The sequence below is a fragment of the Streptomyces sp. NPDC005438 genome (assembly GCF_040606315.1).
In the GTDB taxonomy this organism is placed as follows: domain Bacteria; phylum Actinomycetota; class Actinomycetes; order Streptomycetales; family Streptomycetaceae; genus Streptomyces.
This window is the reverse complement of record NZ_JBEXEP010000005.1, coordinates 96,316-119,617: the sequence shown is the minus strand read 5'-3', so window position 1 is coordinate 119,617 and position 23,302 is coordinate 96,316. Positions and strand designations below refer to the sequence as shown.

The following is a 23,302-nucleotide window of genomic DNA, read 5'->3' as shown; positions in this document are numbered from 1 at the left end:
CCGGGGCGGTGACGGCTCCGGGCCACCGGCCGTCCTAGCCCTTCACCCGCTCACGGATCCACACCCCGGCCTCCTTCAACACCTCGGTGCCGCTCCACTGGTCGCCGTCGCAGGTGCCCGGCTTGAAGACGGCGCCGGAACGCTCGTCGTCGGAGTAGTTCCAGTTGGTCCAGGAGATGCCCTTCTCCGCCATCAGGTCCAGGTACCGCTGCGCGGCGTCGAAGTCGTTCTCCCCCTCGCCGGCCGCGTCCTGGGTGCCGAACTCGGTGACAAACACAGGGAGTTGGTCCGCCGCCCGGGAGAGGGCCTCCAGGTACCGCTCGTCGTGGGAGGCCGCGTAGAAGTGGAAGGTGTACATGACGTTGTCGGCGTCGACGGGGTCGTCGACCACCTCCTGCTCGTCCGCGCCCTCGGACACCCCCAGCGAGGACCAGGCGCGCGTACCGACCAAGGCGACGCCGTCCGGGTCGTGCTCCCTGATGACCGGGATGACCTCTTCCGCGTAGGACTTGATGTCCGCCCACTCGACACCGCTGGGTTCGTTGGCGATCTCGTAGAAGACGTTGGGCTGGTCCGCGTACCGGCTCGCCATGTCGGTGAAGAACCGCTTGGCCAACTCGGTGTTCTCGTTGGGGTCCCCGGGGTCCAGCTGGTGCCAGTCGATGACGGCGTACATGCCGCGTTCCACGGCCTGGTCCACCACCCGTTGCGCGATCCGGGTGAACCGTTCCGGGTCGGACTCGTACCCACCCTCCTGCACATAGGTCGAGACCCGCAGTACGTCCGCGCCCCAGTCCTGGGCCAGGGCGTCCAGCGAACCGTCGGTGAGGCACCGCTCGTACCACTGGGTGCCGTGCGAACTCATGCCCCTCAGCTGCACCGCTCTGCCCCGCTCGTTGCACAACCGCTCGCCGCAGACGGCGAGTTGGCCGTTCCGTGCCACCGCGGAGCCGGCGGGCGCCTCCACCGCTCCCCTCGACGGCGGGCCCTCGTTCGCCTGGGCACCGGCCAGGGGTTGGAGGCTCACCGCCGCGCCCAGGAGTCCGCCGAGCACGAGAACCACGGACCGTCGGGGCCCCTTGCGAGTGGGGGAAACGTACGAAGCCATGGTGCCTCCGGGGAGGGGAAGGGAGGTTGCCGGTCTGGTGGGGGAGGTGGCGTCCACCATCAGTAACCTTTCCTAACCGTCCGCCAGAGGAAAGTAAACCTTCCTAACAGACTCCTCCGTGCCCGATCACGCCCGTCTGACCCCACACCCCTCACCCTCCACCAGCGCCCCAACCCTCCTTCACCAACGGCTGGTTGACCAGGCACAACGCCTAGGTCAGCCACCCTCACCGCATCGGCCAGCACCCCGGGCCAGGGGGCGTTCGCCAGCCGCGCACGCGCACCCGGGGGGCGCTTCGCCCCGCCCTCCGCCCCTCTGGGACTACTCCACGCACCCGTGGGGGGTGTTGTTAGGCCCACCCCCAACTCGCCACATGGGGCCAGTGATCCGCCGTTCCGATCTCCGTAGCGTCTTCACCGTGGCGCAGAGGGCGCCGTACGAGAGCAGGAGGCAGAGATGTTGGCTCACGCGAACGCAAGTGCCCCCGTCAGTGCCGAAGCGCTGCGCCTGGTGGAGGTCAGCAAGGTCTACGGCGGACAGGGAGGCGGCAACGCCGACACCGCTCACCACTCGGTACGGGCCCTGGACCAGGTGAGCCTCAGCCTGCCGACCGGCAGCTTCACCGCCATCATGGGACCGTCCGGTTCCGGCAAGTCCACGCTGCTCCAGTGCGCGGCCGGTCTGGGCCGCCCGGACAGCGGCCTGGTCATGGTGGACGGCGAGGTGACGGGGCAGGGCAGCGAGACCGAGCTGCCGAGGTTCCCGAGCCAGCGGGTCGGCTTCGTCTTCCAGCAGTACAACCTGCTGCCCACGCTGACCGTGGCGCAGAACACCGTCCTGCCCCTGCAGTTGGCGGGTCAGCCGGTGAACTGGACGCGGGTCGAGGAGATCCTCACCCAGGTCGGCCTGGGTGACCGGATGGACCAGATGCCGGTGTCGCTCTCCCGTGGGGAGCGTCAACGCGTGGCGATCGCGCGGGCGTTGGTGACCGAACCCCAGGTGATCATCGCTGACGAGCCGACCGACACCCTGGACAGCCAGGGCGCCCGCGAGGTCATGGAGCTGCTGCGGGAGGCCGTGGACCTGCACGGTCGTACCGTGGTGATGGTGACCAACGACCCGGTGGCCGCCTCGTACGCGGACCAGGTGCGGTTCCTGTCGAAGGGCCGGCTGGCCGGACAGCTCCCCTCCCCCACGGTGGAGACGGTCAGCGAGTGGATGACGCGCCTCGGCGGGACCGTCCGCCCGAGCCAGCGGGCCCTGGCGGCGGTGTGACCTTCGGCCGGTAGCGGCCGGTGGCGGGGCGCCGTGGCCGTCAGGCCCGGCCCCTCGGAACCGCCCGCCCGGTGGGCGCCCCTCACCGGAGGTCGGACCGCGAGCGGTACCGCCGCTCAGACGGTCCGTGCCCGGTGTCCGGTACGCCCTCGGCGCGTCGGGGCGGCCCGCCCCGACTCCCGCGTCAGCCTGTACGACGATGCCGGATCGCCCCCGAGCGCACCTGGAGCCGTCGTGCGGAAGATGACCGAACAGCAGTGGCGGGTCTTCGCCCTGGAGGGAACCCGTACCGGGAAGGTGGCCACGACACGGAGGGACGGGCGACCCCATCTGACGCCGATCTGGTTCCTGCTGGACGAGGTGGAGGGGCGGGCCCCCGAGGTGGTGTTCACCACCTGGCACGAGTCGGTGAAGTTCCGCACCCTGCGGCGTGAGCCCCGGTTCAGCCTCTGTGTGGACGACCAGGCGCCCCCGTTCAGCTACGTGGTCCTGGAGTGTGTCGCCCGACTCGTGGACGACCAGGACGAGTTGGCCCACTGGGCCACCCGTATCGCCGGCCGGTACATGGGACCCCGGCTGGCCGAGTCCTACGGCGCGCGGAACTCGGTGCCCGGGGAGTGGCTGGTGCGCGGACGGGTGGAGAAGGTGATGGCGGTCAGCGGGGTGGCCGACGAGGGCTAGGGTGCGTCGCTCGCGTCACCGCGAGGCTCAGGTGCGGTGTCACCCCGCGCGCCGCAGCCCGTCGCGTTGTCGCTGTCGCTCTCGTTGTCGCGGTCACACTCGACGTCAGCGCGGGTGGTCCGGTCGCCGTCCAGCCCACGGCCGCCGACGCTCCGCACCGGCCTTCCCCACCGCCCCGCTCCGTCTCACGGGACCCGGGCCCGGGGCTCAGGGGTGTTCAGGGGCGCTGGAGCGCGTGCACGATCACCGGGATGTCGTCCACCCGGTCCGGGCGGAGCGGCGTGAAGCCCAGGCGTCGGGCGACGGCGGCGGAGGGCTCGTTGTCCGACCGGATCATGGACGTGACATAGGGGACCGTGAGGGTGCGCCAGCCCTGGTCGAGAAAGGCCCGGGCCGCCTCGGTGGCCAGGCCCCGGCCCCAGTGGTCGGGGTGAAGGGACCAGCCGGCCTCCACCTCGTCGAACCGTTCCCAGTACACCAGCCCACAGCGTCCGACGAAGGCGCCGTCGTCCGCCAGTTCCACGGCGTACAGCCCGTGTCCGCGTTCCTTCCACTGCCGCTCGTTGCGGCGCAGTCGGTCGGTGGCCTCCTCACGGGTGTACGGCCGTCCCACGGTGGGGCCGTACACCCGGGGGTCGTCGTGCAGGGCGAGGTAGTCCGGCAGGTCGGCCGTGGTGAGGGGCCTCAGTCGCAGGCGCGGCGTGGTGAGCGTGACGGTCATCGGCCCAGCACCACCTGGGAGGACAGCGGTGCCGGGCGGGGGGCGAGGCGGTCGGCGCGGTACTCGCGGGGGCTGACGCCCCGGACCCGTTTGAAGGCGGTGCTCAGGGCGAAGGGGCTGCCGTAGCCGACCTGGCGGGCGACGGTGGCCACCGTGGTGTCGGGGTCGGACAGCAGGTCGGCGGCGAGGGAGAGCCGCCAACCGGCGAGGTAGGTCATCGGGGGTTCTCCGATCAGTCGGCTGAAACGTCGGGACAGCGCCGCGCGGGAGACCCCGACCCGGTGGGCCAGCCCCTCCACCGTCCAGTGTGCGGAGGGGTGGCGGTGCATCAGGTCGAGGGCGGGGCCGACCACCGGATCGGCCTGGGCCTGGTACCAGCCGGGAGCGTCGGCGCCGGCCTCCGCCAGCCAGTCGCGCAGCACGCTGACCAGCAACAGGTCCAACAGCCGGTCCAGGAACAGCTGTTGGCCCGGTCGGGCGGTGACGATCTCGGCGCCCAGCAGGTCCAGCAGGGCGCGCCCCTCGGGGCCGGCGGTGCGCACCAGGGTGGGTGGTACGGCGTCCAGCAGACGTCCGGCGACGGCGCTGCGGCCCTGGTAGGTGCCGCTGAGCAGCACCGTGGAGTGGTCCTGGGGGGTGGTGCCCCAGGTGCGGACGCCCAGGTGCAGGGTCTCGGTGACGTCCTGGCCGTCCTCGGTGCGGCAGTTCTGGTCGGGGTCGATCCAGATCCGGGGTCGGGTGTCGGGGTGGTCGGCGAGGGTGTACGGCTCGGGCCCCCGGAGTACGGCGACCTGCCCGGGGCGCAGGGGGCTGGGCGGGCTCCGGTCGGGTACCACCCAGGCCTCACCCCGGGCGACGGTCACCAGGGACAGGGGCGCGCGGTCCTCGACGCGCAGCGCCCAGGGCGGGGTGAAGACCGACTTGATCAGGAAGGCCCCTCTGGCAGAGAACGTCAGGGGGCCGTCCAGCAGGGCGGAGAGTACGTCCACGGGGACGAACCTAGGCCCCGTCTGTGGACCGTGTCGGGCCGGGAGCGGGTGCGGGTGCCGTGAGGCGTCGGGTGGGGGCGCCCGTGGGGCACCGGCCCGGTGTCGTACGGCGGTTCCGGCTGTGGGTCGGGGCGGGTCGGGGGCGCCCCGGGGGGTGGTCCGACGCGGCTCCGGGGCGGGGGGCCGGCCGCTCGCGGGCGGACCGGGTCACGCCCTCGAAGGAGGCCGCCCCCCACGGGACGGCGCCCGGTGGTGCCGTCCCGTGGGGGGGAGCGGTGGGGTCAACCCGCCGCGTGGTGGGGGCGGTTGGCGGGTCGTGGGCGTGGCCCGGGGGCGGGGGGTCGGTTCTCGGGAAGCGGTTGTCGGTGGCTGGTGCCACAGTGAGAACTGTCACGCCCTGGTGTGCCCGTACGTCGGCGGGCCGTGAGCCGCTGGAGCTTCCGAGGTCGTCGCGGCCCCGGGTTTCCCGGCCTGTCACGGCTTCCGCACTCCCCGAAACCGCGAACCCCCCGAGAAGAGGTCGTCATGATCAATACCGAGTACCCCCCGGGTATGCCCTGTTGGATCGACCTGGGCTCCCCTGACCTGGACGCCGCCACCGCCTTCTACGGAGGGGTGTTCGGCTGGGAGACCCACCCCGACTCCAGCGACGACTACCGGATGATGACCAAGGCCGGCAAGGTGGTCGCCGCCCTGGGGCGGTTGACCGAGGAGGGTGCCCGGTCCGCCTGGATGGTCTACTTCCACACCGACGACGCCGAGGCCACCACGAGCCGGGTCTCCGAGCTGGGTGGGGAGGTGCGTACGCCGCCGGTGGACGGGGGCGAGGCGGGGCGGCTGGCCCAGTTCACCGATCCCCAGGGCGGGCGGTTCGCGGTGTGGCAGGGCACCCGGATGCCGGGCCTGGAGCTGGTGAACGCCCCGGGGTCGATCAACTGGACCGAGTTGATGACCACCGACACGGCCGCTGCCAGCGCGTTCTACACCGCACTGTTGGGACTGGACACCGTGGACACCGCGATGCCGGGTGATTCCTCGATGGTGTACCGGATGATGGGCCCCAAGGGCGCGGTGGAGGACGACATGTTCGGCGGCATGGTGCAGCTGTCGGCCGACGACCTTCCCGAGGGCCGGCCGTACTGGCATCCGGTGTTCTCCACCGAGGACTGCGACGCCACCCTGGCCCGGGTCCGCGAACAGGGTGGCCGGGTCACCATGGGCCCGGAGGACGCCGAGGGCGTGGGCCGGCTGGCGGTCTGCACGGACCGGGCGGGGGCCGAGTTCGTGGTGCTCAGGCCCAGCGAGATGTGAACCGAAGGCCAACCGGCCGGCCGGTACGGCGGGTTGGCGTCCCCGGCGACTCCGGCGCTGCCGGCGGTCACGCGTTCCGGGCCACCGCTTCGGTGGTCCGTCCTGTCACCGCTCGGGGGCGGGGACGGCCGCGCCCGTCCGCAGCTCCTCCTTCAGTGACCGTTGGAAGGCGGTGACCAGGGCCTGTACCAGCGCGGGCTGGATGTACTCGGTCAGTGACCGCATCCGGTCCAGCTCCTCCTCACCGGGTCCGCTGTCCACGAAGGGCTGCCACACCTGCTCGCGGAACAGGCGCTGGAGGTCGCGGGCCAGGGCGCGGGTGTGCTTGAGCACGATCTCCCGGGCGGCCAACGCGGTCTCCAGGGGGATGGGCACCTCCAGCAGCCGCAACCCCAGTTGCAGCATGGAGGAGTTGACCAGGAGGGTGCCGTCCTCCCCGCCCCGGTCGAGTACGCCCATGGCCGCGAGCCGGTCCAGGTCGTGGTCGCTGAGGGGGCGCCCGGCCTGCCGTTCCAGCTTGGACAGCCGGGTCGGCTGCGCGGTCTCCGGTACCCAACTGGCCACCAGCGCCTGGTGCAGCGCCAGGTCCTCGCTGGTGATGTCCTTGGGCAGCTGTTCCAGGTAGCGGTCGATGGCCGACAGCGACAGCCCCTGCCGTTGGAGGGCCTCGATCAGGGAGAGTCGGGCGAGGTGGTCCGGCCCGTAGTGGCCGACCCGGCGAGGGCCGATCAGCGGTGGGGGCAGGAGGCCCTTGGAGGAGTAGAAGCGCAGGGTACGTACGGTGACGCCGGCGCGGGCCGCCAGTTCGTCCACGGTGAGGTACGGGCCCTCGGCCTCCGGCTCGGGGCGCTGGGGTGGGGTCTGCGCCATCGTTGGGGCCTCGCTTCCCTGCTCGCTCGTCACCTGCACCGGTGCACCAGTATCACTGTGACAGCGGTGGGTGCGCCCCGAGGAGTCAGCCGAGGGACATGCCGGTGCGGTAGACGACACCGGCACAGGCGTTGTTCACCACGGTGCTGGCGGCGGCGGGGTCACCGGCGGCGGGGATGTGGGTGACCGAGATGGAGCCACCGGAGTCGTCCTGGGACTCGGGCTGGCCGGTGCCACCGTTGTCCGCCCCGGTGTCGCCGGGGTCGGGGGTGCTGGTGGGGCATCCGCCCTCGTCGGGCACCCAGGCGAACTTGACCACGTAGGACTGTCCGGGGCGCAGGGTCAGCGTGCTGGACGAGCGGGGCAACCCGGCGGCCTCGCTGGAGTCGGACACCCTTATCCGGCTGGCGTCGGCCTGCCCGATGGGGCTGGCGCCCACCTGGCCGGTGCCGTCGACGGTGCAGGACTCGCTGGAGACGTTCACCACCCGGAAGGTGCCGTACACCCGGCCGTTGCCGTCGGGCACGCCGGACTGGCCGGTGCCCTGGCCCAGTTGCTCGCGGCCACAACTGGGGGCCTTGGCGCCGTAGGTGCCGTTGCTGTCGCCGGTGCCGGCGTTGCCGCCCTGGGTGGGGCTGGGCTTGCCGCCGGTGTCGCCGTCCCGGCCGCCGTCGCCCTTGCCGCCGCTGTCGGAGTGCTTCGGTGGTGGGGAGCTGTCGTGGTCGCCCTTGCCGGTCTGGTCGTCGTCCTCCCGGTGGGAGGGGTCGCTGGGCGCGGCGTTGGCGGGGCGGTCGTCGGAGCCGCCGTTCATCACGCCGGCGTGCACCAGGGCCGGTACCGCGGTGCCGCACAGCAGCACGGCCGCGGCGGCGCCCACCAGGGCCTGGCGTTTGCGGGCCCGGCGGGCCGGCACGGCACGGCGTATCTGGGTGAGCGCCTCGGGGGAGGGTTCCAGTCCGCGTACCGAGTCCTGGAACATCCGCCGCAGGTCCAGTTCGGAGGGGGCGGTGTCACTGGTGGCGCTGGCGGCCCGGTCCTGGCGGGGGATGTCCGGCCCGTCGGGGTCGGGTCCGTGCTCCGGGGTCGGTGCGGGGCCGTCGGGGGAGGAGGTGTCGCCGTGCGGGGTCTCGTGCGGCTCGTCCGCCGGCCCCTTGGGGCCGTGACGCTCGTTCATTTGGTTGCCTCCATGGCGACACGGAGCGCGGCGATTCCGCGTGAACCATACGCCTTCACCGAACCGAGGGAGAGACCGAGGGTCTCGGCGACCTGAGCCTCGGTCATGTCCGCGAAGTACCGCAGTACCAGCACCTCGCGCTGGCGCCGTTGCAGGCCGCGCATGGCCCGGATCAACTCGTCGCGTTCCAGCTGCTCGTAGGCGCCCTCCTCGGCGCTGGCCATGTCGGGCATGGGCTTGTTCAGCAGCTTGAGGCCCAGGATGCGGCGGCGCAGCGCGGAGCGGGAGAGGTTGACGACCGTCTGGCGCAGGTAGGCCAGCGTCTTCTCCGGGTCGCGGACGCGTTTGCGGGCGGAGTGCACCCTGATGAACGCCTCCTGGACGACGTCCTCGCAGGAGGCGGTGTCGTCCAGGAGCAGGGCCGCGAGGCCGAGCAGGGAGCGGTAGTGGGCGCGGTAGGTCTCGGTGAGATGGTCGACGGTGGTGCCCGCCACGGGCGCCTCCTCGGTCCCCGCGCGGGACAGGAGGGGTGCCGGTCGGGTCGTCGACCAGGGAGCTATCACGGGCATACCCCCGGCACGCGCGCCGAGCACCGGGGCCCCCAGAATTCCGATTGCCTCTGCCACGCCTGTTGGACACCCGTGGGGGGCGAAGGGTTGTACGAGGGGCGTGAGTTGTCCTCGCCGCCCGGAGGTGTCGGTCCGGTCGACGGACCGTAGGGCACGTACGGCACGTACGGCGTGGTGCCGCCCAGCGAGTGCGCCGAGGACACCGCGGTCGACGGCGTGCTCCATGTCCTCATCAGTACCAGCTTCCTCAGGCCCCAGTCAGTTGCGGCGTCACAGGCCCCCCGGTCATGGAGTGGGAGACGTCACGGCCCCGGGCGCCGGTTCCCGAGTACGAGGGGCGAAATCCTCGGTGAGAGGAGGTGGGGCGGGCAAGCGCGCGGCCCGTTGTGTCCGGCTTCACCCGGGGGAGGGCGGGGTTCCGGTGGCCTCAACGGGCAGACAGCACCGCCCCGTTTCTCCTCGTGGGAGATACGGGGCGGTGTGGGGTGGGGTGGGTCAGCGGCCGGTGCCGCCGTAGACCACGGCCTCGTCGGACTCGCTGTCCAGGCCGAAGGCGGTGTGTACGGCGCGGACCGCCTCGTTGACGTCGTCCTGGCGGGTCACGACCGAGATGCGGATCTCGGAGGTGGAGATCAGCTCGATGTTGACGCCGGCGTCGGAGAGGGCCTCGAAGAAGGTGGCGGTGACTCCGGGGTTGGTCTTCATGCCGGCGCCGACCAGGGAGATCTTGGCGATCTGGTCGTCGTAGCGCATGGAGTCGAAGCCGATGCGGCTCTGCACCTTCTCCAGCGCGGCGACGGCGCGGCGGCCCTCGGACTTGGGGAGGGTGAAGGAGATGTCGGTCAGTCCGGTGGAGGCGGCGGAGACGTTCTGCACCACCATGTCGATGTTGACTTCCTGGTCGGCCACCGCGCGGAAGAGGGTGGCGGCCTCACCGGGCTTGTCCGGCACTCCCACGATCGTCACCTTGGCCTCGGACGTGTCGTGGGCGACCCCCGAGATGATCGCATGTTCCATGCGCTGTTCCCCCTGCGGTTCGTTGCTGACCCAGGTGCCCTGAAGTCCGGAGAAGGACGAGCGTACGTGGATCGGGATGTTGTATCGACGGGCGTACTCGACGCAGCGGTGCAGCAGCACCTTGGAGCCGGAGGCGGCCAGTTCCAGCATGTCCTCGAAGGAGATCCAGTCGATCTTCCTGGCCTTCTTCACGACCCTGGGGTCGGCGGTGAACACGCCGTCGACGTCGGTGTAGATCTCGCAGACGTCGGCGTTCAACGCGGCGGCCAGGGCGACGGCGGTGGTGTCCGAGCCGCCACGGCCGAGGGTGGTGATGTCCTTGCTGTCCTGCGAGACGCCCTGGAAGCCGGCGACGATGGCGATGTTGCCGTCGTCCACGGAGGTCTGGATACGGCCCGGGGTCACGTCGAGGATCCGCGCCTTGTTGTGGGCGGAGTCGGTGATCAGGCCGGCCTGGCTGCCGGTGAACGACTGTGCCTCGTGTCCCAGCGACTTGATCGCCATGGCCAGCAGGGCCATGGAGATCCGCTCTCCGGCGGTCAGCAGCATGTCGAACTCGCGGCCGGAAGCTATCGGAGATACCTCTTTGGCGAGATCGATCAGCTCGTCCGTCGTGTCACCCATCGCCGAGACCACGACAACCACCTGGTTGCCCTTCTTCTTGGCCTCGACGATCCGCTTGGCAACGCGCTTGATGCCCTCGGCATCGGCAACGGATGAGCCGCCGTACTTCTGCACGACAAGGCTCACGTGCGCTCCTCGTAACTTTTGTCTACCGGCCCCACTGTGGTGGGCCGCGCGGTCGGCTCAGTCTAGCGAGCGGAAGCGAATCGCCCCATCTGTACCAGTTGGCGAGACAGTGGCCTTCCGACCCGATCCCACGTCACGGCACGACGGAACACCCTCACCCGCCCGCGACGACACTGCCCGGTTTTGCGGCTCGCACACGGAAACGTAAGGCAGCTCACAGCGGGCCCGCGCACCGGCGGCCACCCGGCGGGCGGCCGGCCGCCCGGCGTCGACTACAGCGCCCGCTCCCATCGTTGACCCACCAACTCCGGCCCGAAATCGCGGTGCCGCTCCTGTTCGACCAGGGCGAATCCCCGGGCCTGGTAGATGCGGCGGGCGGAGCCGAGGACGTCGTTGGTCCACAGCGCGATCCGCGCGGCCCCGGTTTCTCGCGCGAACTCCAGGCAGGTGTCGACCAGCCGGCCGCCCAGTCCGGTGCCGCGCGCCGAGGGGTGCACCAGCAGGAGGCGGAGCTTGGCGGCGGGCGGCTGGACGCCGTCGGGGTCACCGGCCCCCGAGTCCTCGGCCCCGTGGTCTTCGGCCACGCACATCACGCAGCCCACCCGACGGCCGTCGACCTCGGCGATCCAGGCCCGTTCCCGGCCGGGGTCGGGGCACTGGGCGTGGTCGGCCACGATGCGGGCGACCAGGGCCTCGAAGCGGGTGGACCAGCCGTACTCGCGGGCGTACAGCTCTCCGTGGGCCCACACCATCCACCCCAGGTCACCGGGCTGGTCGGCGGGGCGGATCGACGGCCACTCCCGGGGGTGCCCCTGTGCCGGCATCGCGCTCACCTCGCCACTGAAACGACTGTGTCAGTGACCCCATGGTACGGCCCGACGCGGAGAACGGCGAGGGAACCCGAACGGGATGCGGCACCATGCCAGGGCGCACCCGCACGACCGCCGGCCGAAGGCCGACGGCGGCAGCCGAAGGAAGCGGAGCCCCCGCCCATGCCCGAACCGCCCACCTCGCCCCGTAAGGCCGAACTCCTCGACGCCGCCTACCAGTACGCCCTCACCCACGGACTCACCGGCCTCTCCCTGCGCCCCCTGGCCCAGGCCGTCGGCTCCAGCCCCCGGGTGCTGCTGTTCCTGTTCGGCAGCAAGGACGGCCTGGTGCGCGCCCTCCTCACCCGGGCCCGCGCCGAGGAGCTGGACCTGCTGGACGCGGTACGCCGGGAGGAGCCGGCCGACCTGTGCGCGACCGCCCGGCGACTGTGGCAGTGGCTGGCCGCCGCCGAGCACCGGGGGCTGCTCACCCTCTGGGTGGAGGCGTACGCGACCTCGCTGGTCGCACCCGAGGGCCCGTGGGCCGACTTCGCGCGGGAGACGGTCACCGACTGGCTGGACCTGCTGGCCGCGCACCAGCCGGCCACGGTGCGGGGGACCCCGGCCGGAGCGGCCGAGCGGAGCCGGGTGCTGGCCCTGCTGCGGGGCGCCCTGCTGGACCTGCTGGCGACCGGCGACCGGGAGCGGACCACCGCCGCCGTCCACCGGGGCCTGCCGGTCGGCGGCGACGGACACGGCTGACCGGCCCGGCTGGCCCGGCTGGACTGGCGGGACCGGTGGAGCCGACCGGTCACTGGCATGGCCGCGACCGGCCGGTGGGGCGATAGTGGAAACCCGGACTGTCCGAGTCCCGACAAGCGCCCACCCCTTGCCGCTACGCGCGTATCTCGCCTCACATCAGGGGATGGGGGACTCCTCGTGAACCCCACCCCAGTGTTAGCTTTACCCCTAATGTCCGTTTGTCTGTTTCGTCTCCCACCGACGAAACAACGCCTGCCGAGGATGAAGCCCATGACTTCCACCCCAGGAGGAGGGGTCGCCCACATCCAGCGGCCTGCCCTCCCCGGAGGGAAGCCCCAGGCCGAGAGCATCCACCGGATCCTGGGAGCGGAGGACACCGGCGCCCTGCTGCGCGCGGTGCTCCGGGACGGGCTCGCCGGAACGGACATCACCGCCGCCGCCCTCTACCTCAGCGACGACAACGGATGGCTGCGCCAGGCCGCCAGCGAGGGCACCCACCTCGAACTCCTGGACTCCTACCAGGTGATCGCCCCCGACTCGCCCCTCCCCGCCTCGGTCGCCGTCCGCGAACTGCGCACCGTCCACAGCGACGGCGCCGGCCACGGCAGCGTCGAGATCGAGCGGGACGCCCCCGCCGTCGAGTACGTGAGCGTGCCCGCCCACCTCGACGACCAGCGACTGGGCGTCGTCACCTACCACCGCGACCCGGCCGGCCCCCTCGACGAGGACACCGACGGCGTCCTCCGCGCGGTCACCGCCCTGTGCTCGCACCGGCTGGCCTACCTGCTGGCCCGCCACGAGCAACCGGCCGACGCGGGAGCGGGCCAACTCCCCCACACCGTACGGATGTTGGCCCGGCGCGACCGGGCCGCCCGGATGGAGCTGGCGATGGCCGGCACCAACCTGGGCTCCTTCGACTGGGACTTCGACTCCGGCCGCCTGGTCTGGGACGAACAGCTCAGCTGGCTGTTCGGGATTGACCCCGCCCGCTTCGACGAGCGGGTCGCCACCTTCTACACCGCCGTGCACCCGGCCGACCGCGCCGCCCTGGACGAGGCGGTACGCGACAGCCGTACCAGCGGTCGCTTCCACGCCACCTTCCGCATCATGCGCCGCGACAACGGCGAGCTGCGCTGGCTGCGTACCGAGGGCCGGGTGATGTACGACGCCGGCGGCGAGGCACAGGGCATCGTGGGCGTCAGCTACGACCGCACCCAGGAGCACCGGTTCAACCAACGCCGGCAACGGCACCGCGAGTTCGTCCTCCGGGTCACCCGGGGGTTCGCCGCCGCCCAGACCACCCAGGACGTGGTCGACACCATGGCCGAGACCGTACTGCCGGACATGGGCGGCTGGCGGCTGACGCTGTTCGTCCAGCGTCGGCGCGGCCGGGGCATGGACCTGCTGGCCGCCCGGGGGTACGAGCCCGGGCAGGTGCCCCGACTCCACCAGCTCGGCGAACTGTCCGAGACCCTGCCGCTGTTCACCACCATCCGACGGAACGGGCCGGTGTTCATCGAGTCGCGGGAACAGTACGTCCGCTGGTTCCCGGACCCGCTGATGACCCCGCTGGAGGGCGAGAACGCCTGGGTGCTGCTGCCCCTGGACACCGCCGACGGGCTGGTCGGCGCCTGCTCGATGTCGTTCCCCACCCCCCGGCCCTTCTCCCCCGTCGACCGCACCACCTTCCTGGCCATCGCCGGCATACTCGCCCAGGCCCTGGCCCGCGCCCGACTGTTCGACGCCCGCCGGCTCCAGATGACCGAGCTGCAACGGCTGATGCTGCCCCACGGGGTGCCGGAACTCCCCGGGCTGCACCTGTCCGTGCGCTACGTACCCGGCTCCGAGGAACTGGAGGTCGGCGGCGACTGGTATGACGCGCTGCGCCTCGACGACGGCCGCTCCTACGTGGTCATCGGCGACGTACAGGGCCACAACGCGCAGGCCGCCGCCGTCATGGGGCAACTGCGCACCGCCATGCGCGCCCACGCGCGGGAGGGGCAGGACATCGACGGGCTGATGCGCCGGGCCAACCAGGTGCTGTGGGAGCTGGACACCGAGGTCTTCGCCACCTGCTGCATCGTCGAACTGGACCCGGCCCGCGACCGGCTGCGCATGGTAAGGGCCGGACACCCCTACCCCCTGCTCCGTGAACCGGACGGCACCGTACGGGAGTTGCGGGGGCCCGGCGGGGTGCCGCTGGGCTGTTTCCCCGACGACGAGTACCCGGTGCTGCACGACCGACTGCCACCGGGTGCCCTGCTGTTCCTCTACACCGACGGCCTGGTGGAGCGCCCCGACCAGGCCTACGACACCTCGGTCACCGAACTCGTCGACCGCCTCGGCTCCTGGCAACAGGACCCCGAGCGGCACCAGCGGCTGGAACGGCTCTCCGACAGCATCCTGGCCCCCGCCCTGTCACCGCACCAGGAGGACGACATCGCCACCCTGCTGGTGCATCGCCCCGAGGGGTGACCGGTGCCGGGAGCCGGCCTCAGGCCCGGTTCACCTCGGCCAGACGCGCGATCAGGGTGTCGAGGGGCTGGTAGGTCATGCCCAGCAGGGCGATGTGCCGCCAGGCCAGGGTGCCGTCCGGGGCGACGAGGAACACCGAGCGGCGCAGCCCCAGGCCGGGCAGGGCCACCCCGAACTTCCGGGTGACGGTGCGGCCGGTGTCGGCGAGCAGGGGCAGCCGCAGGTCCTGGGACCGGGCGAACCCCTCGTGGCTGTCCACATCCTGTGGGCTGATCCCCCACACCTCGGCGTCCAGCTCGGCGAAGCGCTCCCACCCCGAGGAGTAGGCGCACAGTTGGCGGGTGCAGACGCTGGTGTGGTCCCCCGGGTAGAAGGCCAGCACCAGGCTGCGACCACGCTGGGCGGACAGGGTGTAGTCGGCCCGCTCGAAGGACTCGCCGTTCCAACGGCCGCCGGACAGGGTGAAGTCGGGGACGGGCGCGCCGATCTCGGGGGAGCTGGACACCTGGTTACCTCACTGGGGACGGCGTTGCGGACACGGCCCACCCGCACCTCGCGACCCGGCGGGCCCGGGGAGGGGGGCCGGCACCATCCTCCTCCCCGCCCCTCCGCCCTCCGCCACCCCCTCCGGGTTAGCGGCCCGGAAGGTGACCGATGGGCGGTCGTCGACACCGGGCGGCGGTCGGGCGGCGCGGTCGGGCGGCGCGTCCCCACGGCCTGCGAGCGGGCCCGCCCGCCTGGTTGAGTAACCGGGAGAGGTCACGCAGGATTGCCGTCATGGACCGCCCACTGCTCAACCGCCGCCTGGCCGAGTTCGGCACCACCATCTTCGCCGAGATGTCGGCCCTGGCCCTGCGCACCGGATCGATCAACCTCGGTCAGGGCTTCCCCGACACCGACGGCCCCGAGGAGGTACGCGAGGCCGCGGTGCAGGCACTGCGCGAGGGCAGGGGCAACCAGTACCCGCCGGGGCCCGGCGTCCCCGAACTACGCCGGGCCATCGCCGACCACCAGTCCCGTTTCCACGGGCTGGAGGTCGACCCCGACTCCGAGGTACTGGTCACCGCCGGCGCCACCGAGGCCATCGCCGCCACCCTGCTGGCCCTGGTCGAGCCGGGTGACGAGGTCATCGCCCTGGAGCCGTACTACGACTCGTACGCTGCCTCCATCGCCATGGCCGGCGGCCAGCGCGTACCGGTCACCCTGCGCCCCCACACCGACGACGACGGCACCCGACGGTTCGTGCTCGACCTGGACGAACTCCGCGCGGCCGTCACCGACCGCACCCGGCTGCTGCTGCTCAACAGCCCCCACAACCCGACCGGCACCGTCCTGTCCCGGGACGAGCTGACGGCCATCGCCGAACTCGCCCGCGAGCGCGACCTGTTGGTGGTCACCGACGAGGTCTACGAACACCTGGCCTTCGACGGCACCCACCTGCCCATCGCCTCGCTGCCCGGCATGTGGGAACGCACCGTCACCATCAGCTCGGCCGGCAAGACCTTCGCGTTCACCGGGTGGAAGGTCGGCTGGGTCACCGGCGCCCCCGCGTTGGTGACCGCCGTGCGGTCCGCCAAGCAGTACCTCACCTTCGTCTCGGCCGGCCCCTTCCAGTACGCGGTGGCCGAGGCGCTCGCCCTCCCCGACACGTACTACACCGGGCTGCGGGAGGACCTGCGCGCCAAGCGGGACCTGCTGACCAAGGGCCTGGTGGAAGCCGGGTTCGAGGTCTTCCACTCGGCCGGCACCTACTTCGTCACCGCCGACATCCGCCCCCTGGGCGCCACCGACGGCATCGAGTTCTGCCTCTCCCTGCCCGAACGCTGCGGAGTGGTCGCCGTACCCACCCAGGTCTTCTACGACCACCAGGAAGAGGGCTCCCCCTTCGTTCGCTTCGCCTTCAGCAAGCGCCAGGAGGTCCTGCAACAGGCCGCCGAACGCCTGCGCACCCTGGCCCGGTAGTCCTTCGGGGCCGGGGGCACTCGGCCACTACCGACCGGAGGCGGCGGGCTCCGGGATCAGTCCTCCAGCACCGCCCGGATCACATGGCGGGCGTTGCCGGCCATCGCCGGGTTGCCGTGCCGGTAGTGGGGCAGCGCGATCAGCGCCTGGGAGAGGGTCCGCGCCCGGCCCCGCCTCCAGGTCGCCTCCTCCACGTCGAGCGCCTCCCGGAAGACCTCGCGGCCCTCGGGGGGCAACAGGTTCCAGGCGGGGAACAGGTCGCAGGCCGGGTCGCCCACCCCCAGGCAGCCGAAGTCCAGCACCGCCGACAGCCGGCCGGCGGACACCAGCACATTGCCCGGCATCAGGTCGGCGTGCAGCCACACCGGTGGGCGGTCCCACTCCGGGGCCCGCAACCCGTCCTCCCACACGGCCAGTACGGCCTCGCAGTCGACGCCCTCCTCCGGGATCTCCCGCAACTCCTCCACGGCCGCCCGGGTATCCCGGTCCAGGGCGGTGAGCGGACCGCCACGGTGAGCCGTCGGGGCGTCGGGCAGGGTCAGCGCCCCCATCGCCCGGACGAACCCGGCCAGGTCACGGGCCAGTGCCCGTGGCTGGTCCAGTGCCCCCGCCTCGGGGTGCGCGCCCTCCAGCCACCGGTGCACCGACCACGGCCAGGGGTACTCCCCGCTCGGCCGGCCCTCGCCCAGCACCTCGGGGACGGGCGTGGGCAGTCGGGGCGCGAGGCGCGGCAGCCACCACTGCTCCCGCAGTACGTCGGGCGCCCCGCCCTCCCCCAGGGGCAGCCGTACCACCAGGTCGTCGCCCAGCCGGTACATCGCGTTGACGGTGCCCCCGGAGGGGAACCGTCGCACCGCCAACCCGGCCCATCCGGGGAACTGTTCGGCGACCAGTCGTCGTACGAGGTCCTCGTCCACGAGGGGTGCGGCGTCCTGCTCGGTGGCGGTCATGGCCGACAGTCGACCCCGGCGAAACGGCGGGGTCAAACCCCTATCGCGCTCCGCCACGGGGACGCCGCCCGCACGCCGGCGGGCGTACGGCGGCGGCTCCCACCGCAGGTCTCAGTCGTGTCGGATGCCCAGCGGGGCGGCGATCTCGGCGGCCATCACCGCGCCGGCCTCGGCCTCCAGGGCCTCGTCGTCGTCCTCGGCGTCGCTGTCGGTGTCCAGACCGTCCAGCTCGTGCAGGGGCGTGTCCAGACGTACGTGCGCCACCAACGACTGGAGCGCCCGCAGCGCGGCGCTGGCGGTGGGTCCCCAGTTGGAGAGGTAGGAGAACTGCCACCACCACAGGGCCTCGCTGATCCGCCCCGCGCGGTAGTGGGCCATGCCGTGCCGCAGGTCGGTGATCACGTCCGCCAGGTCGTCCGAGATACGGCAGGCCACCGGCGCCGTACGCGGCACGTAGGGGTCGAACACCTCGGAGTAGACGTCGACCGGGTCCAGCAGGGCCGCCAGTCGCTCCCGCAGCTCGTCCACGTCCGGCTCGGGGCCCACGTCCGGCTCGTACCGCTCGTCCGGCACGATGTCCTCATGCGCGCCCAGTCTGCCGCCGGCCAGCAGCAGTTGGGACACCTCCAGGAGCAGGTACGGCACCGCGCTGCTGGGCTCGTCACCCTTGGCGACCTCGGTCACCGACACGAGGAAGCTCTCGACCTGGTCGCAGATCGAGACAGCGAAGTCGTCGGGACTGTTCTTGATGGTGTTGAGCGTGGCATCAGACATCGAGCAACCTTCTCCCCTCGAAGGCACGCCCCAGCGTGACCTCGTCGGCGTACTCCAGGTCTCCCCCGACGGGGAGACCGCTGGCCAACCGCGTCACCCGCAGGCCCATGGTGGAGACCATGCGGGCCAGGTAGGTGGCCGTGGCCTCCCCCTCCAGGTTGGGGTCGGTGGCCAGGATCAGCTCGGTGACGGAACCGTCAGCGAGCCGGGCGAGCAGTTCCCTGATCCGCAGGTCGTCCGGCCCCACGCCCTCGATGGGGCTGATGGCGCCACCCAGCACGTGGTAACGCCCCCGGAACTCACGGGTGCGCTCGATCGCCACCACGTCCTTGGGTTCCTCGACCACACAGATCACCGCGGGATCGCGACGCGGGTCCAGGCACACCCGGCACCGCTCCTCCTGGGCGACGTTGCCGCACATGGAGCAGAACCGGACCCTCTCCTTGACCTCGGTCAACGCCTGCGCCAGCCGTCGTACGTCGGCCGGCTCCGCCTGGAGCACGTGGAAGGCGATGCGCTGGGCGCTCTTGGGACCGACGCCGGGCAACCTGCCCAGTTCGTCGATGAGGTCCTGAACGACGCCTTCGTACACGGCTTACTTCCCATCCTGGGACCGTCCCCGCGTCCGCGGTGACACTGTCTCGGTTCTGCGTACGGTAGTTGGCTGGCTGTCAGAAGGGGAGGCCCGGCATTCCACCCAACCCCTGGGCCAGCGGGCCCAGCTTCTCCTGCTGCAGCTCCTGCGCGGCGTTGTTGGCGTCGCGCACGGCGGCCAGCACCAGGTCAGCCAGGGTCTCGGTGTCCTCCGGGTCGACGGCCTTGGGGTCGATCACCAGACCCTTCAACTCACCGGATCCGTTGACCGTGGCCTTCACCAGTCCACCACCGGCCGACCCCTCCACCGGGGTCTCCGCCAGCTCCTGCTGGGCCGCGGCGAGGTCCTGCTGCATCTTCTGGGCCTGCTGCAACAGCTGCTGCATGTCGGGCTGACCGCCACCGAGGTTCACGGGCCACTCCTGGCTTGTCGACGTCTTGGACGGGCGTTGTGCTGTCTCCCGCACCCGAACTCCGGCGGGGTCCGGCTCGGCCGGCTCCCGCCCCCGGTTCGGCTACTCGACTGAGCCTACGTGCTGACCGCCTGGGTCGCCCTCCCCCGCGAGTGCGAGATCCGCCCCTCCCACAGGCGTAGGCGCCCCTCCCCCCGAAGAGCGTCGTTCGGGTCCCCCTGGCGAGGGTCGTCAGGACCGGACCATCGAGAGGCTCGCGCACCGTGCCACCACGGCACACGGCACGGGGGCGCCCCGGAGCGGCTCCACCCTGAGTCCGGCTTTCACGGGTGGGTCGGGTGGGCGGGGGGTCGGCTGAGGCGGCGGGACGAGCAGGGGCGAGCGTGGGGTTGAGGTTCACGCTGCCTCGAAAGCGGGAGAACGGGCCGGGTCGCTCCGGGAGTCGTCCACGTACCCCGGGGCGAGCCGAGGGGAACCTCGGGCGCAGGGCCGCCCCGAGCCCGCCGTTTCGAGCCCCTTCCGGGACCGGCACAGCGGCCCGGCCGTCACTCGTGGTGGAACTCCTCGATCACGGTGCCGCCCAGCTCGCGGATGATCAACTCGTGGCCCGCCAGGGCGGAATCCTCCAGGTCCGGGTCGTCCTCCGCCGGCTGGTCGTCCTCCCAGGGCGTCGGCGCCGGCTCCGTCTGCTGCCGCGCCTCCGGCACCGAGGGGCCGGCCGCCTGGGCGGTGGCCAGGGCCTGCCGGGCAGCCGCCGAACCACCCGAACCCCGCTCGGGCGAGGGCTCCCCGCCCCCGCTCTGGGTGGACGGTTCCGAACGGGCCGGGGGCGGGGCGGCCCCGCCGAAGCCGGAGGAGGGCGACGGTGCGGTGGGCGCTCCGCCTCCCCCGGGCGGTGGCCCCGAACCGGGGTCCACGATGGCCTCCACCTGCCACTGGACCTGGAGGGAGGAGCTGAGGGCCTCCTTCAGCACGTCGTCGCTACCACTGTTGACGAAGCTGTCCCGGGCCCCCACGGTGCTGAAGCCCAGTTGCAGGGTGGTGCCGTCGAAGCCCACCACCTGGGCGTTCTGGCTGAGCAGGATCCAGGAGAAACGTCGCCGGCCCTTGACCGCGTCCAGGATCCTCGGCCACATCTGCCGCACCTGGTGCGCGTCGCCCTGCCGCACCGTGCCCGCCGGCTGGGTCGCCGGAGGCGGGGTGGCCGGCGCGGGCTGGGCGGACGGGGGCCGGGGCTCGGTCTGGGGTGCGTGGGGGGCGCCCTCGGAAGGTCGCGCGCCCCCACCGGTCGTCTCCCCCCGCGACCCCGGCCAGGCCCCGGGCCTACGCGCCGGAGCCCCGGTGGAGCCCTCCGCCGAGCCGGCCCCCGAAGCACCCTCGCCCGTGGCGGGCGGGCCACCCGGAGGCGCGGCCCCCGGCCAGGCACCAGGACGGCGCCCCTGCCCCGACGTGGCCCCCTCCTGCGCGGGACCCGCTCCCCCCGACGGGGGAGCACCGCCCGGTACGGACTGGGGCGGGGCCCCACCGGCCTCGGGCTGAGCCGGCTCGGGACCGCTGTCGTAGGGCGGAGGCCCTGGCTCCGCCGCGCTCTCCTCGGGCGGAGGCACCGGGTCGCCCCGCTCGGGCTGGGCCTCGGGGGGATACGCCTCGGACGGCTGCGCCGGTGCACCACCCCGGGCTCCCCCGGCCAGGGCGGCCCGCGCGGCGGCCGGCCCCCCGCCGGGGGGCACCGACTCCTGCGGAGCGGTGGCGGGGTCGGCGGAAGGCGGGGGGCCTCCGGTGGGCACGGCGGCCGGCGGGGGCGCACTGGCGGGGGGTGCCCCCTGGGCGCCGGCGAAGGACGCGGCCTGCCCGGCGACGCCCCGCTCCAGTCGGTCCAGCCTGGCCTGGACGGCCCGCTCGTCGCCGTACGCGGCCGGCAACAGCACCCTCGCGCAGATCAGTTCCAGTTGCAGCCGGGGGGAGGTGGCGCCGCGCATCTCCGTCAGCCCCTGGTTGACCAGGTCGGCCGCGCGGCTCAGCTCGGCCGGGCCCATGGCCGTGGCCTGGCGCTGCATTCCCTCCACCACGTCGGCGGGGGCGTCGATCAGCCCCTTCTCCCGCGCCTCGGGCACGGCGGCCAGGATCACCAGGTCGCGCAGCCGCTCCAGCAGGTCGATGACGAACCGGCGGGGGTCGTGGCCCCCCTCGATCACCTGGTCCACCACCTCGAAGGCCGCCGCGCCGTCGCCGGCCGCGAAGGCGTCCACCACCGCGTCCAGCAACGCCCCATCGGTGTACCCCAGCAACGAGGTGGCCATGGCGTAGCTCACGCCACCCTCGTCCGCGCCGGCCAGCAACTGGTCCATCACCGACATCGAGTCCCGCACCGAACCCGCGCCGGCCCGTACCACCAGCGGCAACACCGCGTCGTCCACGGTGACCGACTCCCGCTCGCACACCTCGCGGAGGTAGTCGCGGAGCGTTCCCGGCGGCACCAGCCGGAACGGATAGTGGTGGGTACGGGAACGGATCGTCCCGATCACCTTCTCCGGCTCGGTGGTCGCGAAGATGAACTTCAGGTGCTCGGGCGGCTCCTCGACCACCTTCAACAGGGCGTTGAAGCCCGCCGAGGTGACCATGTGCGCCTCGTCGATGATGTAGATCTTGTACCGGCTGGAGGCGGGGCCGAAGAAGGCCTTCTCCCGCAACTCCCGCGCGTCGTCCACGCCTCCGTGCGAGGCCGCGTCGATCTCGATCACGTCGAGGGACCCCGGCCCGTTGCGGGCCAGGTCCGTGCAGGACATGCACTCCCCGCAGGGCGAAGGGGTCGGCCCCTGCTCGCAGTTGAGGCAGCGCGCCAGGATCCGGGCGCTGGTCGTCTTGCCGCACCCACGCGGCCCGCTGAAGAGGTACGCGTGGTTGACCCGGTTGTTCCGCAGCGCCTGCTGCAGGGGATCGGTCACGTGCTCCTGCCCGATGACCTCAGCGAAGGTCTCGGGTCGGTACCGGCGATACAAGGCGAGGGACGACACGGGTACGACGATATCGGCCTCCACCGACAACCCGCCCCAAGCACGGCAACGCCCCCCACGCACCCGCCAGAGCCAACCTACCCTTGCTGCCTTCCGGCCCTGGGGGAGTTCAGTCAGATAGCGCCGCGTGAGGGGCTGGGCCAAACCCTACCCGATGCCCCGACCGGGATACGAGTTCGCGAGCACCACCCGAAGTCTTGTATGGTCTGCGGCGGAGGATTCGCCTAGAGGCCTAGGGCGCACGCTTGGAAAGCGTGTTGGGGGCAACCCCTCACGAGTTCGAATCTCGTATCCTCCGCCATTGCCTTCACCGGGCAATACGTCGAAGGGCCCCACCTCACAGTGGGGCCCTTCGACGTTGTCCTCAGCCCTCGTTGTCCTGGTTTTTGTCCACAGCGGGTGTTTCCGGGGCCCCCAGATCGCATCAGCGATCTTCCGGGCGACGTCCTTGAGCATGGCGTCCGGTACGTGGAGGTACCGCGCCCGCATGCTTGCGGAGGTGCCCCGTTCCCACCCCATGATTTGATCAATGACGCGGTCGGGGACACCGAGCAGCATGAGCACGGTGGCAGCTGTGTGCCGGGCGTCGTGCAGCCGAGCGTTCCTAACCCCCGCCTCTTCCAGCAGTCGCTTCCAGTCGTGGTAGTCCGTGTTCGGGCTTAGTGGGCCACCCAGCGGCTTGGTGAAGACGTAGTCCGAATCGGTCCACAGGTCGCCGGCCGTCTTGCGCTCGCGCTCTTGCGTCTCGGCATGTGCACGGAGCATGGCGACCAGCGGGCCCGGCAGGGGCGCGGCGCGTCGACCCGCTCGGGACTTGGTGTTCTTGGTCTCGCGCCGGACCTGCACCTTGCCTGGGCAGTACCCCGCCTTCCGGCCGCACGGTGAGGCTTCCGGGCACCCGTGCTCGTACCGGGGTCGCAGACGGTTCCGGCGCAGTTTCAGGTACTCGTTGCCCAGGTCAACGTCAGACCAGCGCAGTCCGAGCGTCTCGCCCTGCCGCAGTCCGAGCGCCAGCGCCAGCATCCAACGGGCGCTCCGGGACCTGGAAGATGAGGGCCTCGTTGTATCCCGGAAGGGCAGCGGC

General features: G+C 72.1%; 20 protein-coding genes, 1 tRNA gene, 1 other RNA gene and 1 pseudogene. 7 read left to right on the top strand and 16 right to left on the bottom strand.

Going from position 1 to position 23,302, the window contains the following annotated elements; translation table 11 throughout:
* Positions 1 to 34: 34 nt before the first annotated feature.
* On the bottom strand, positions 35 to 1,012 hold the full coding sequence (locus ABZT14_RS12825) for a glycoside hydrolase family 5 protein (protein ID WP_356301231.1): 978 nt from the start codon (positions 1,010 to 1,012) through the stop codon (positions 35 to 37).
* A gap of 552 nt (positions 1,013 to 1,564) precedes the next feature.
* Between ABZT14_RS12825 and ABZT14_RS12820 the strand changes: the two genes are divergently transcribed.
* Positions 1,565 to 2,383, top strand: coding sequence for an ABC transporter ATP-binding protein (locus ABZT14_RS12820; protein WP_356300481.1), 819 nt, complete (start codon positions 1,565 to 1,567; stop codon positions 2,381 to 2,383).
* Positions 2,384 to 2,626: 243 nt separating this feature from the next.
* Positions 2,627 to 3,064: a PPOX class F420-dependent oxidoreductase gene (locus ABZT14_RS12815; protein WP_356301228.1), complete on the top strand. Its 438-nt coding sequence runs from the start codon at positions 2,627 to 2,629 to the stop codon at positions 3,062 to 3,064.
* Between the two features lie 217 nt (positions 3,065 to 3,281).
* On the opposite strand, the gene ABZT14_RS12810 is transcribed toward ABZT14_RS12815, so the two are convergent.
* Positions 3,282 to 3,785: a GNAT family N-acetyltransferase gene (locus ABZT14_RS12810; protein WP_356300478.1), complete on the bottom strand. Its 504-nt coding sequence runs from the start codon at positions 3,783 to 3,785 to the stop codon at positions 3,282 to 3,284.
* Complete coding sequence (locus ABZT14_RS12805; protein WP_356300475.1) at positions 3,782 to 4,774, bottom strand: AraC family transcriptional regulator; 993 nt, start codon at positions 4,772 to 4,774, stop codon at positions 3,782 to 3,784. Before ABZT14_RS12805 ends, ABZT14_RS12810 begins: the two co-directional genes overlap by 4 nt.
* Before the next feature lie 525 nt (positions 4,775 to 5,299).
* On the opposite strand from ABZT14_RS12805, the gene ABZT14_RS12800 reads away from it, so the two are divergent.
* Positions 5,300 to 6,085, top strand: coding sequence for a VOC family protein (locus tag ABZT14_RS12800; RefSeq protein ID WP_356300472.1), 786 nt, complete (start codon positions 5,300 to 5,302; stop codon positions 6,083 to 6,085).
* 105 nt (positions 6,086 to 6,190) lie between these two features.
* Here ABZT14_RS12800 and ABZT14_RS12795 read toward each other — a convergent pair whose 3' ends face one another.
* The 5 genes from ABZT14_RS12795 to ABZT14_RS12775 all read right to left on the bottom strand — a co-directional run bounded on the left by ABZT14_RS12795 (position 6,191) and on the right by ABZT14_RS12775 (position 11,289).
* Positions 6,191 to 6,955, bottom strand: coding sequence for a MerR family transcriptional regulator (locus ABZT14_RS12795; RefSeq protein ID WP_356300469.1), 765 nt, complete (start codon positions 6,953 to 6,955; stop codon positions 6,191 to 6,193).
* A gap of 85 nt (positions 6,956 to 7,040) precedes the next feature.
* Positions 7,041 to 8,129, bottom strand: coding sequence for a hypothetical protein (locus tag ABZT14_RS12790; RefSeq protein WP_356300466.1), 1,089 nt, complete (start codon positions 8,127 to 8,129; stop codon positions 7,041 to 7,043).
* Positions 8,126 to 8,698 (bottom strand): SigE family RNA polymerase sigma factor, encoded by a 573-nt coding sequence (locus tag ABZT14_RS12785; protein ID WP_356300462.1) that lies wholly within the window; start codon positions 8,696 to 8,698, stop codon positions 8,126 to 8,128. The genes ABZT14_RS12790 and ABZT14_RS12785 overlap by 4 nt, the downstream gene beginning before the upstream one ends.
* Positions 8,699 to 9,193: 495 nt before the next feature.
* Positions 9,194 to 10,465 (bottom strand): aspartate kinase, encoded by a 1,272-nt coding sequence (locus ABZT14_RS12780; protein WP_356300459.1) that lies wholly within the window; start codon positions 10,463 to 10,465, stop codon positions 9,194 to 9,196.
* Positions 10,466 to 10,737: 272 nt separating this feature from the next.
* Positions 10,738 to 11,289, bottom strand: a complete 552-nt coding sequence (locus ABZT14_RS12775) for a GNAT family N-acetyltransferase (RefSeq protein ID WP_356301225.1) — start codon at positions 11,287 to 11,289, stop codon at positions 10,738 to 10,740.
* A 168-nt stretch (positions 11,290 to 11,457) separates the two neighbouring features.
* Between ABZT14_RS12775 and ABZT14_RS12770 the strand changes: the two genes are divergently transcribed.
* Entirely contained in the window at positions 11,458 to 12,036 is a 579-nt protein-coding gene (locus ABZT14_RS12770; RefSeq protein WP_356300456.1) for a TetR/AcrR family transcriptional regulator, read from the top strand.
* A 270-nt stretch (positions 12,037 to 12,306) separates the two neighbouring features.
* Positions 12,307 to 14,511, top strand: a complete 2,205-nt coding sequence (locus ABZT14_RS12765) for a SpoIIE family protein phosphatase (RefSeq protein WP_356300453.1) — start codon at positions 12,307 to 12,309, stop codon at positions 14,509 to 14,511.
* A 19-nt stretch (positions 14,512 to 14,530) separates the two neighbouring features.
* Here ABZT14_RS12765 and ABZT14_RS12760 read toward each other — a convergent pair whose 3' ends face one another.
* Positions 14,531 to 15,016, bottom strand: a complete 486-nt coding sequence (locus ABZT14_RS12760; protein WP_356300450.1) for a peroxiredoxin — start codon at positions 15,014 to 15,016, stop codon at positions 14,531 to 14,533.
* Positions 15,017 to 15,288: 272 nt separating this feature from the next.
* Here ABZT14_RS12760 and ABZT14_RS12755 point away from each other — a divergent pair, with 272 nt between their 5' ends.
* Positions 15,289 to 16,473: a pyridoxal phosphate-dependent aminotransferase gene (locus ABZT14_RS12755; protein WP_356300447.1), complete on the top strand. Its 1,185-nt coding sequence runs from the start codon at positions 15,289 to 15,291 to the stop codon at positions 16,471 to 16,473.
* A gap of 56 nt (positions 16,474 to 16,529) precedes the next feature.
* Here ABZT14_RS12755 and ABZT14_RS12750 read toward each other — a convergent pair whose 3' ends face one another.
* From ABZT14_RS12750 to ffs, 6 genes are all read right to left on the bottom strand, one after another.
* Complete coding sequence (locus tag ABZT14_RS12750; protein ID WP_356300444.1) at positions 16,530 to 17,423, bottom strand: aminoglycoside phosphotransferase family protein; 894 nt, start codon at positions 17,421 to 17,423, stop codon at positions 16,530 to 16,532.
* A gap of 111 nt (positions 17,424 to 17,534) precedes the next feature.
* Positions 17,535 to 18,197: a DUF5063 domain-containing protein gene (locus ABZT14_RS12745; protein ID WP_356300442.1), complete on the bottom strand. Its 663-nt coding sequence runs from the start codon at positions 18,195 to 18,197 to the stop codon at positions 17,535 to 17,537.
* Positions 18,190 to 18,789 (bottom strand): recombination mediator RecR, encoded by a 600-nt coding sequence (gene recR / locus ABZT14_RS12740; RefSeq protein WP_356300439.1) that lies wholly within the window; start codon positions 18,787 to 18,789, stop codon positions 18,190 to 18,192. Before recR ends, ABZT14_RS12745 begins: the two co-directional genes overlap by 8 nt.
* A gap of 79 nt (positions 18,790 to 18,868) precedes the next feature.
* Positions 18,869 to 19,177, bottom strand: a complete 309-nt coding sequence (locus tag ABZT14_RS12735; RefSeq protein ID WP_356301222.1) for a YbaB/EbfC family nucleoid-associated protein — start codon at positions 19,175 to 19,177, stop codon at positions 18,869 to 18,871.
* 572 nt (positions 19,178 to 19,749) lie between these two features.
* Positions 19,750 to 22,218 (bottom strand): DNA polymerase III subunit gamma and tau, encoded by a 2,469-nt coding sequence (locus ABZT14_RS12730; RefSeq protein WP_356300436.1) that lies wholly within the window; start codon positions 22,216 to 22,218, stop codon positions 19,750 to 19,752.
* A 44-nt stretch (positions 22,219 to 22,262) separates the two neighbouring features.
* An RNA gene (ffs, locus tag ABZT14_RS12725) (signal recognition particle sRNA small type) lies at positions 22,263 to 22,357 on the bottom strand.
* A 74-nt stretch (positions 22,358 to 22,431) separates the two neighbouring features.
* Between ffs and ABZT14_RS12720 the strand changes: the two genes are divergently transcribed.
* Positions 22,432 to 22,519 (top strand) — tRNA-Ser (locus tag ABZT14_RS12720).
* A 63-nt stretch (positions 22,520 to 22,582) separates the two neighbouring features.
* On the opposite strand, the pseudogene ABZT14_RS12715 reads toward ABZT14_RS12720, so the two are convergent.
* Positions 22,583 to 23,253, bottom strand: a pseudogene (locus ABZT14_RS12715) (site-specific integrase); the annotation flags it as partial.
* Between the last annotated feature and the right edge of the window lie 49 nt (positions 23,254 to 23,302).

Excerpts from the sequence above, each read along its gene's own strand:
- ABZT14_RS12820 (WP_356300481.1), top strand. The coding sequence starts at position 1,565 with ATGTTGGCTCACGCGAACGCAAGTGCCCCCGTCAGTGCCGAAGCGCTG.
- ABZT14_RS12815 (WP_356301228.1), top strand. The coding sequence starts at position 2,627 with ATGACCGAACAGCAGTGGCGGGTCTTCGCCCTGGAGGGAACCCGTACC.
- ABZT14_RS12810 (WP_356300478.1), bottom strand. The coding sequence starts at position 3,785 with ATGACCGTCACGCTCACCACGCCGCGCCTGCGACTGAGGCCCCTCACC.
- ABZT14_RS12800 (WP_356300472.1), top strand. The coding sequence starts at position 5,300 with ATGATCAATACCGAGTACCCCCCGGGTATGCCCTGTTGGATCGACCTG.
- ABZT14_RS12795 (WP_356300469.1), bottom strand. The coding sequence starts at position 6,955 with ATGGCGCAGACCCCACCCCAGCGCCCCGAGCCGGAGGCCGAGGGCCCG.
- ABZT14_RS12790 (WP_356300466.1), bottom strand. The coding sequence starts at position 8,129 with ATGAACGAGCGTCACGGCCCCAAGGGGCCGGCGGACGAGCCGCACGAG.
- ABZT14_RS12785 (WP_356300462.1), bottom strand. The coding sequence starts at position 8,698 with ATGCCCGTGATAGCTCCCTGGTCGACGACCCGACCGGCACCCCTCCTG.
- ABZT14_RS12775 (WP_356301225.1), bottom strand. The coding sequence starts at position 11,289 with ATGCCGGCACAGGGGCACCCCCGGGAGTGGCCGTCGATCCGCCCCGCC.
- ABZT14_RS12770 (WP_356300456.1), top strand. The coding sequence starts at position 11,458 with ATGCCCGAACCGCCCACCTCGCCCCGTAAGGCCGAACTCCTCGACGCC.
- ABZT14_RS12765 (WP_356300453.1), top strand. The coding sequence starts at position 12,307 with ATGACTTCCACCCCAGGAGGAGGGGTCGCCCACATCCAGCGGCCTGCC.
- ABZT14_RS12755 (WP_356300447.1), top strand. The coding sequence starts at position 15,289 with ATGGACCGCCCACTGCTCAACCGCCGCCTGGCCGAGTTCGGCACCACC.
- ABZT14_RS12750 (WP_356300444.1), bottom strand. The coding sequence starts at position 17,423 with ATGACCGCCACCGAGCAGGACGCCGCACCCCTCGTGGACGAGGACCTC.
- ABZT14_RS12745 (WP_356300442.1), bottom strand. The coding sequence starts at position 18,197 with ATGTCTGATGCCACGCTCAACACCATCAAGAACAGTCCCGACGACTTC.
- ABZT14_RS12735 (WP_356301222.1), bottom strand. The coding sequence starts at position 19,177 with ATGCAGCAGCTGTTGCAGCAGGCCCAGAAGATGCAGCAGGACCTCGCC.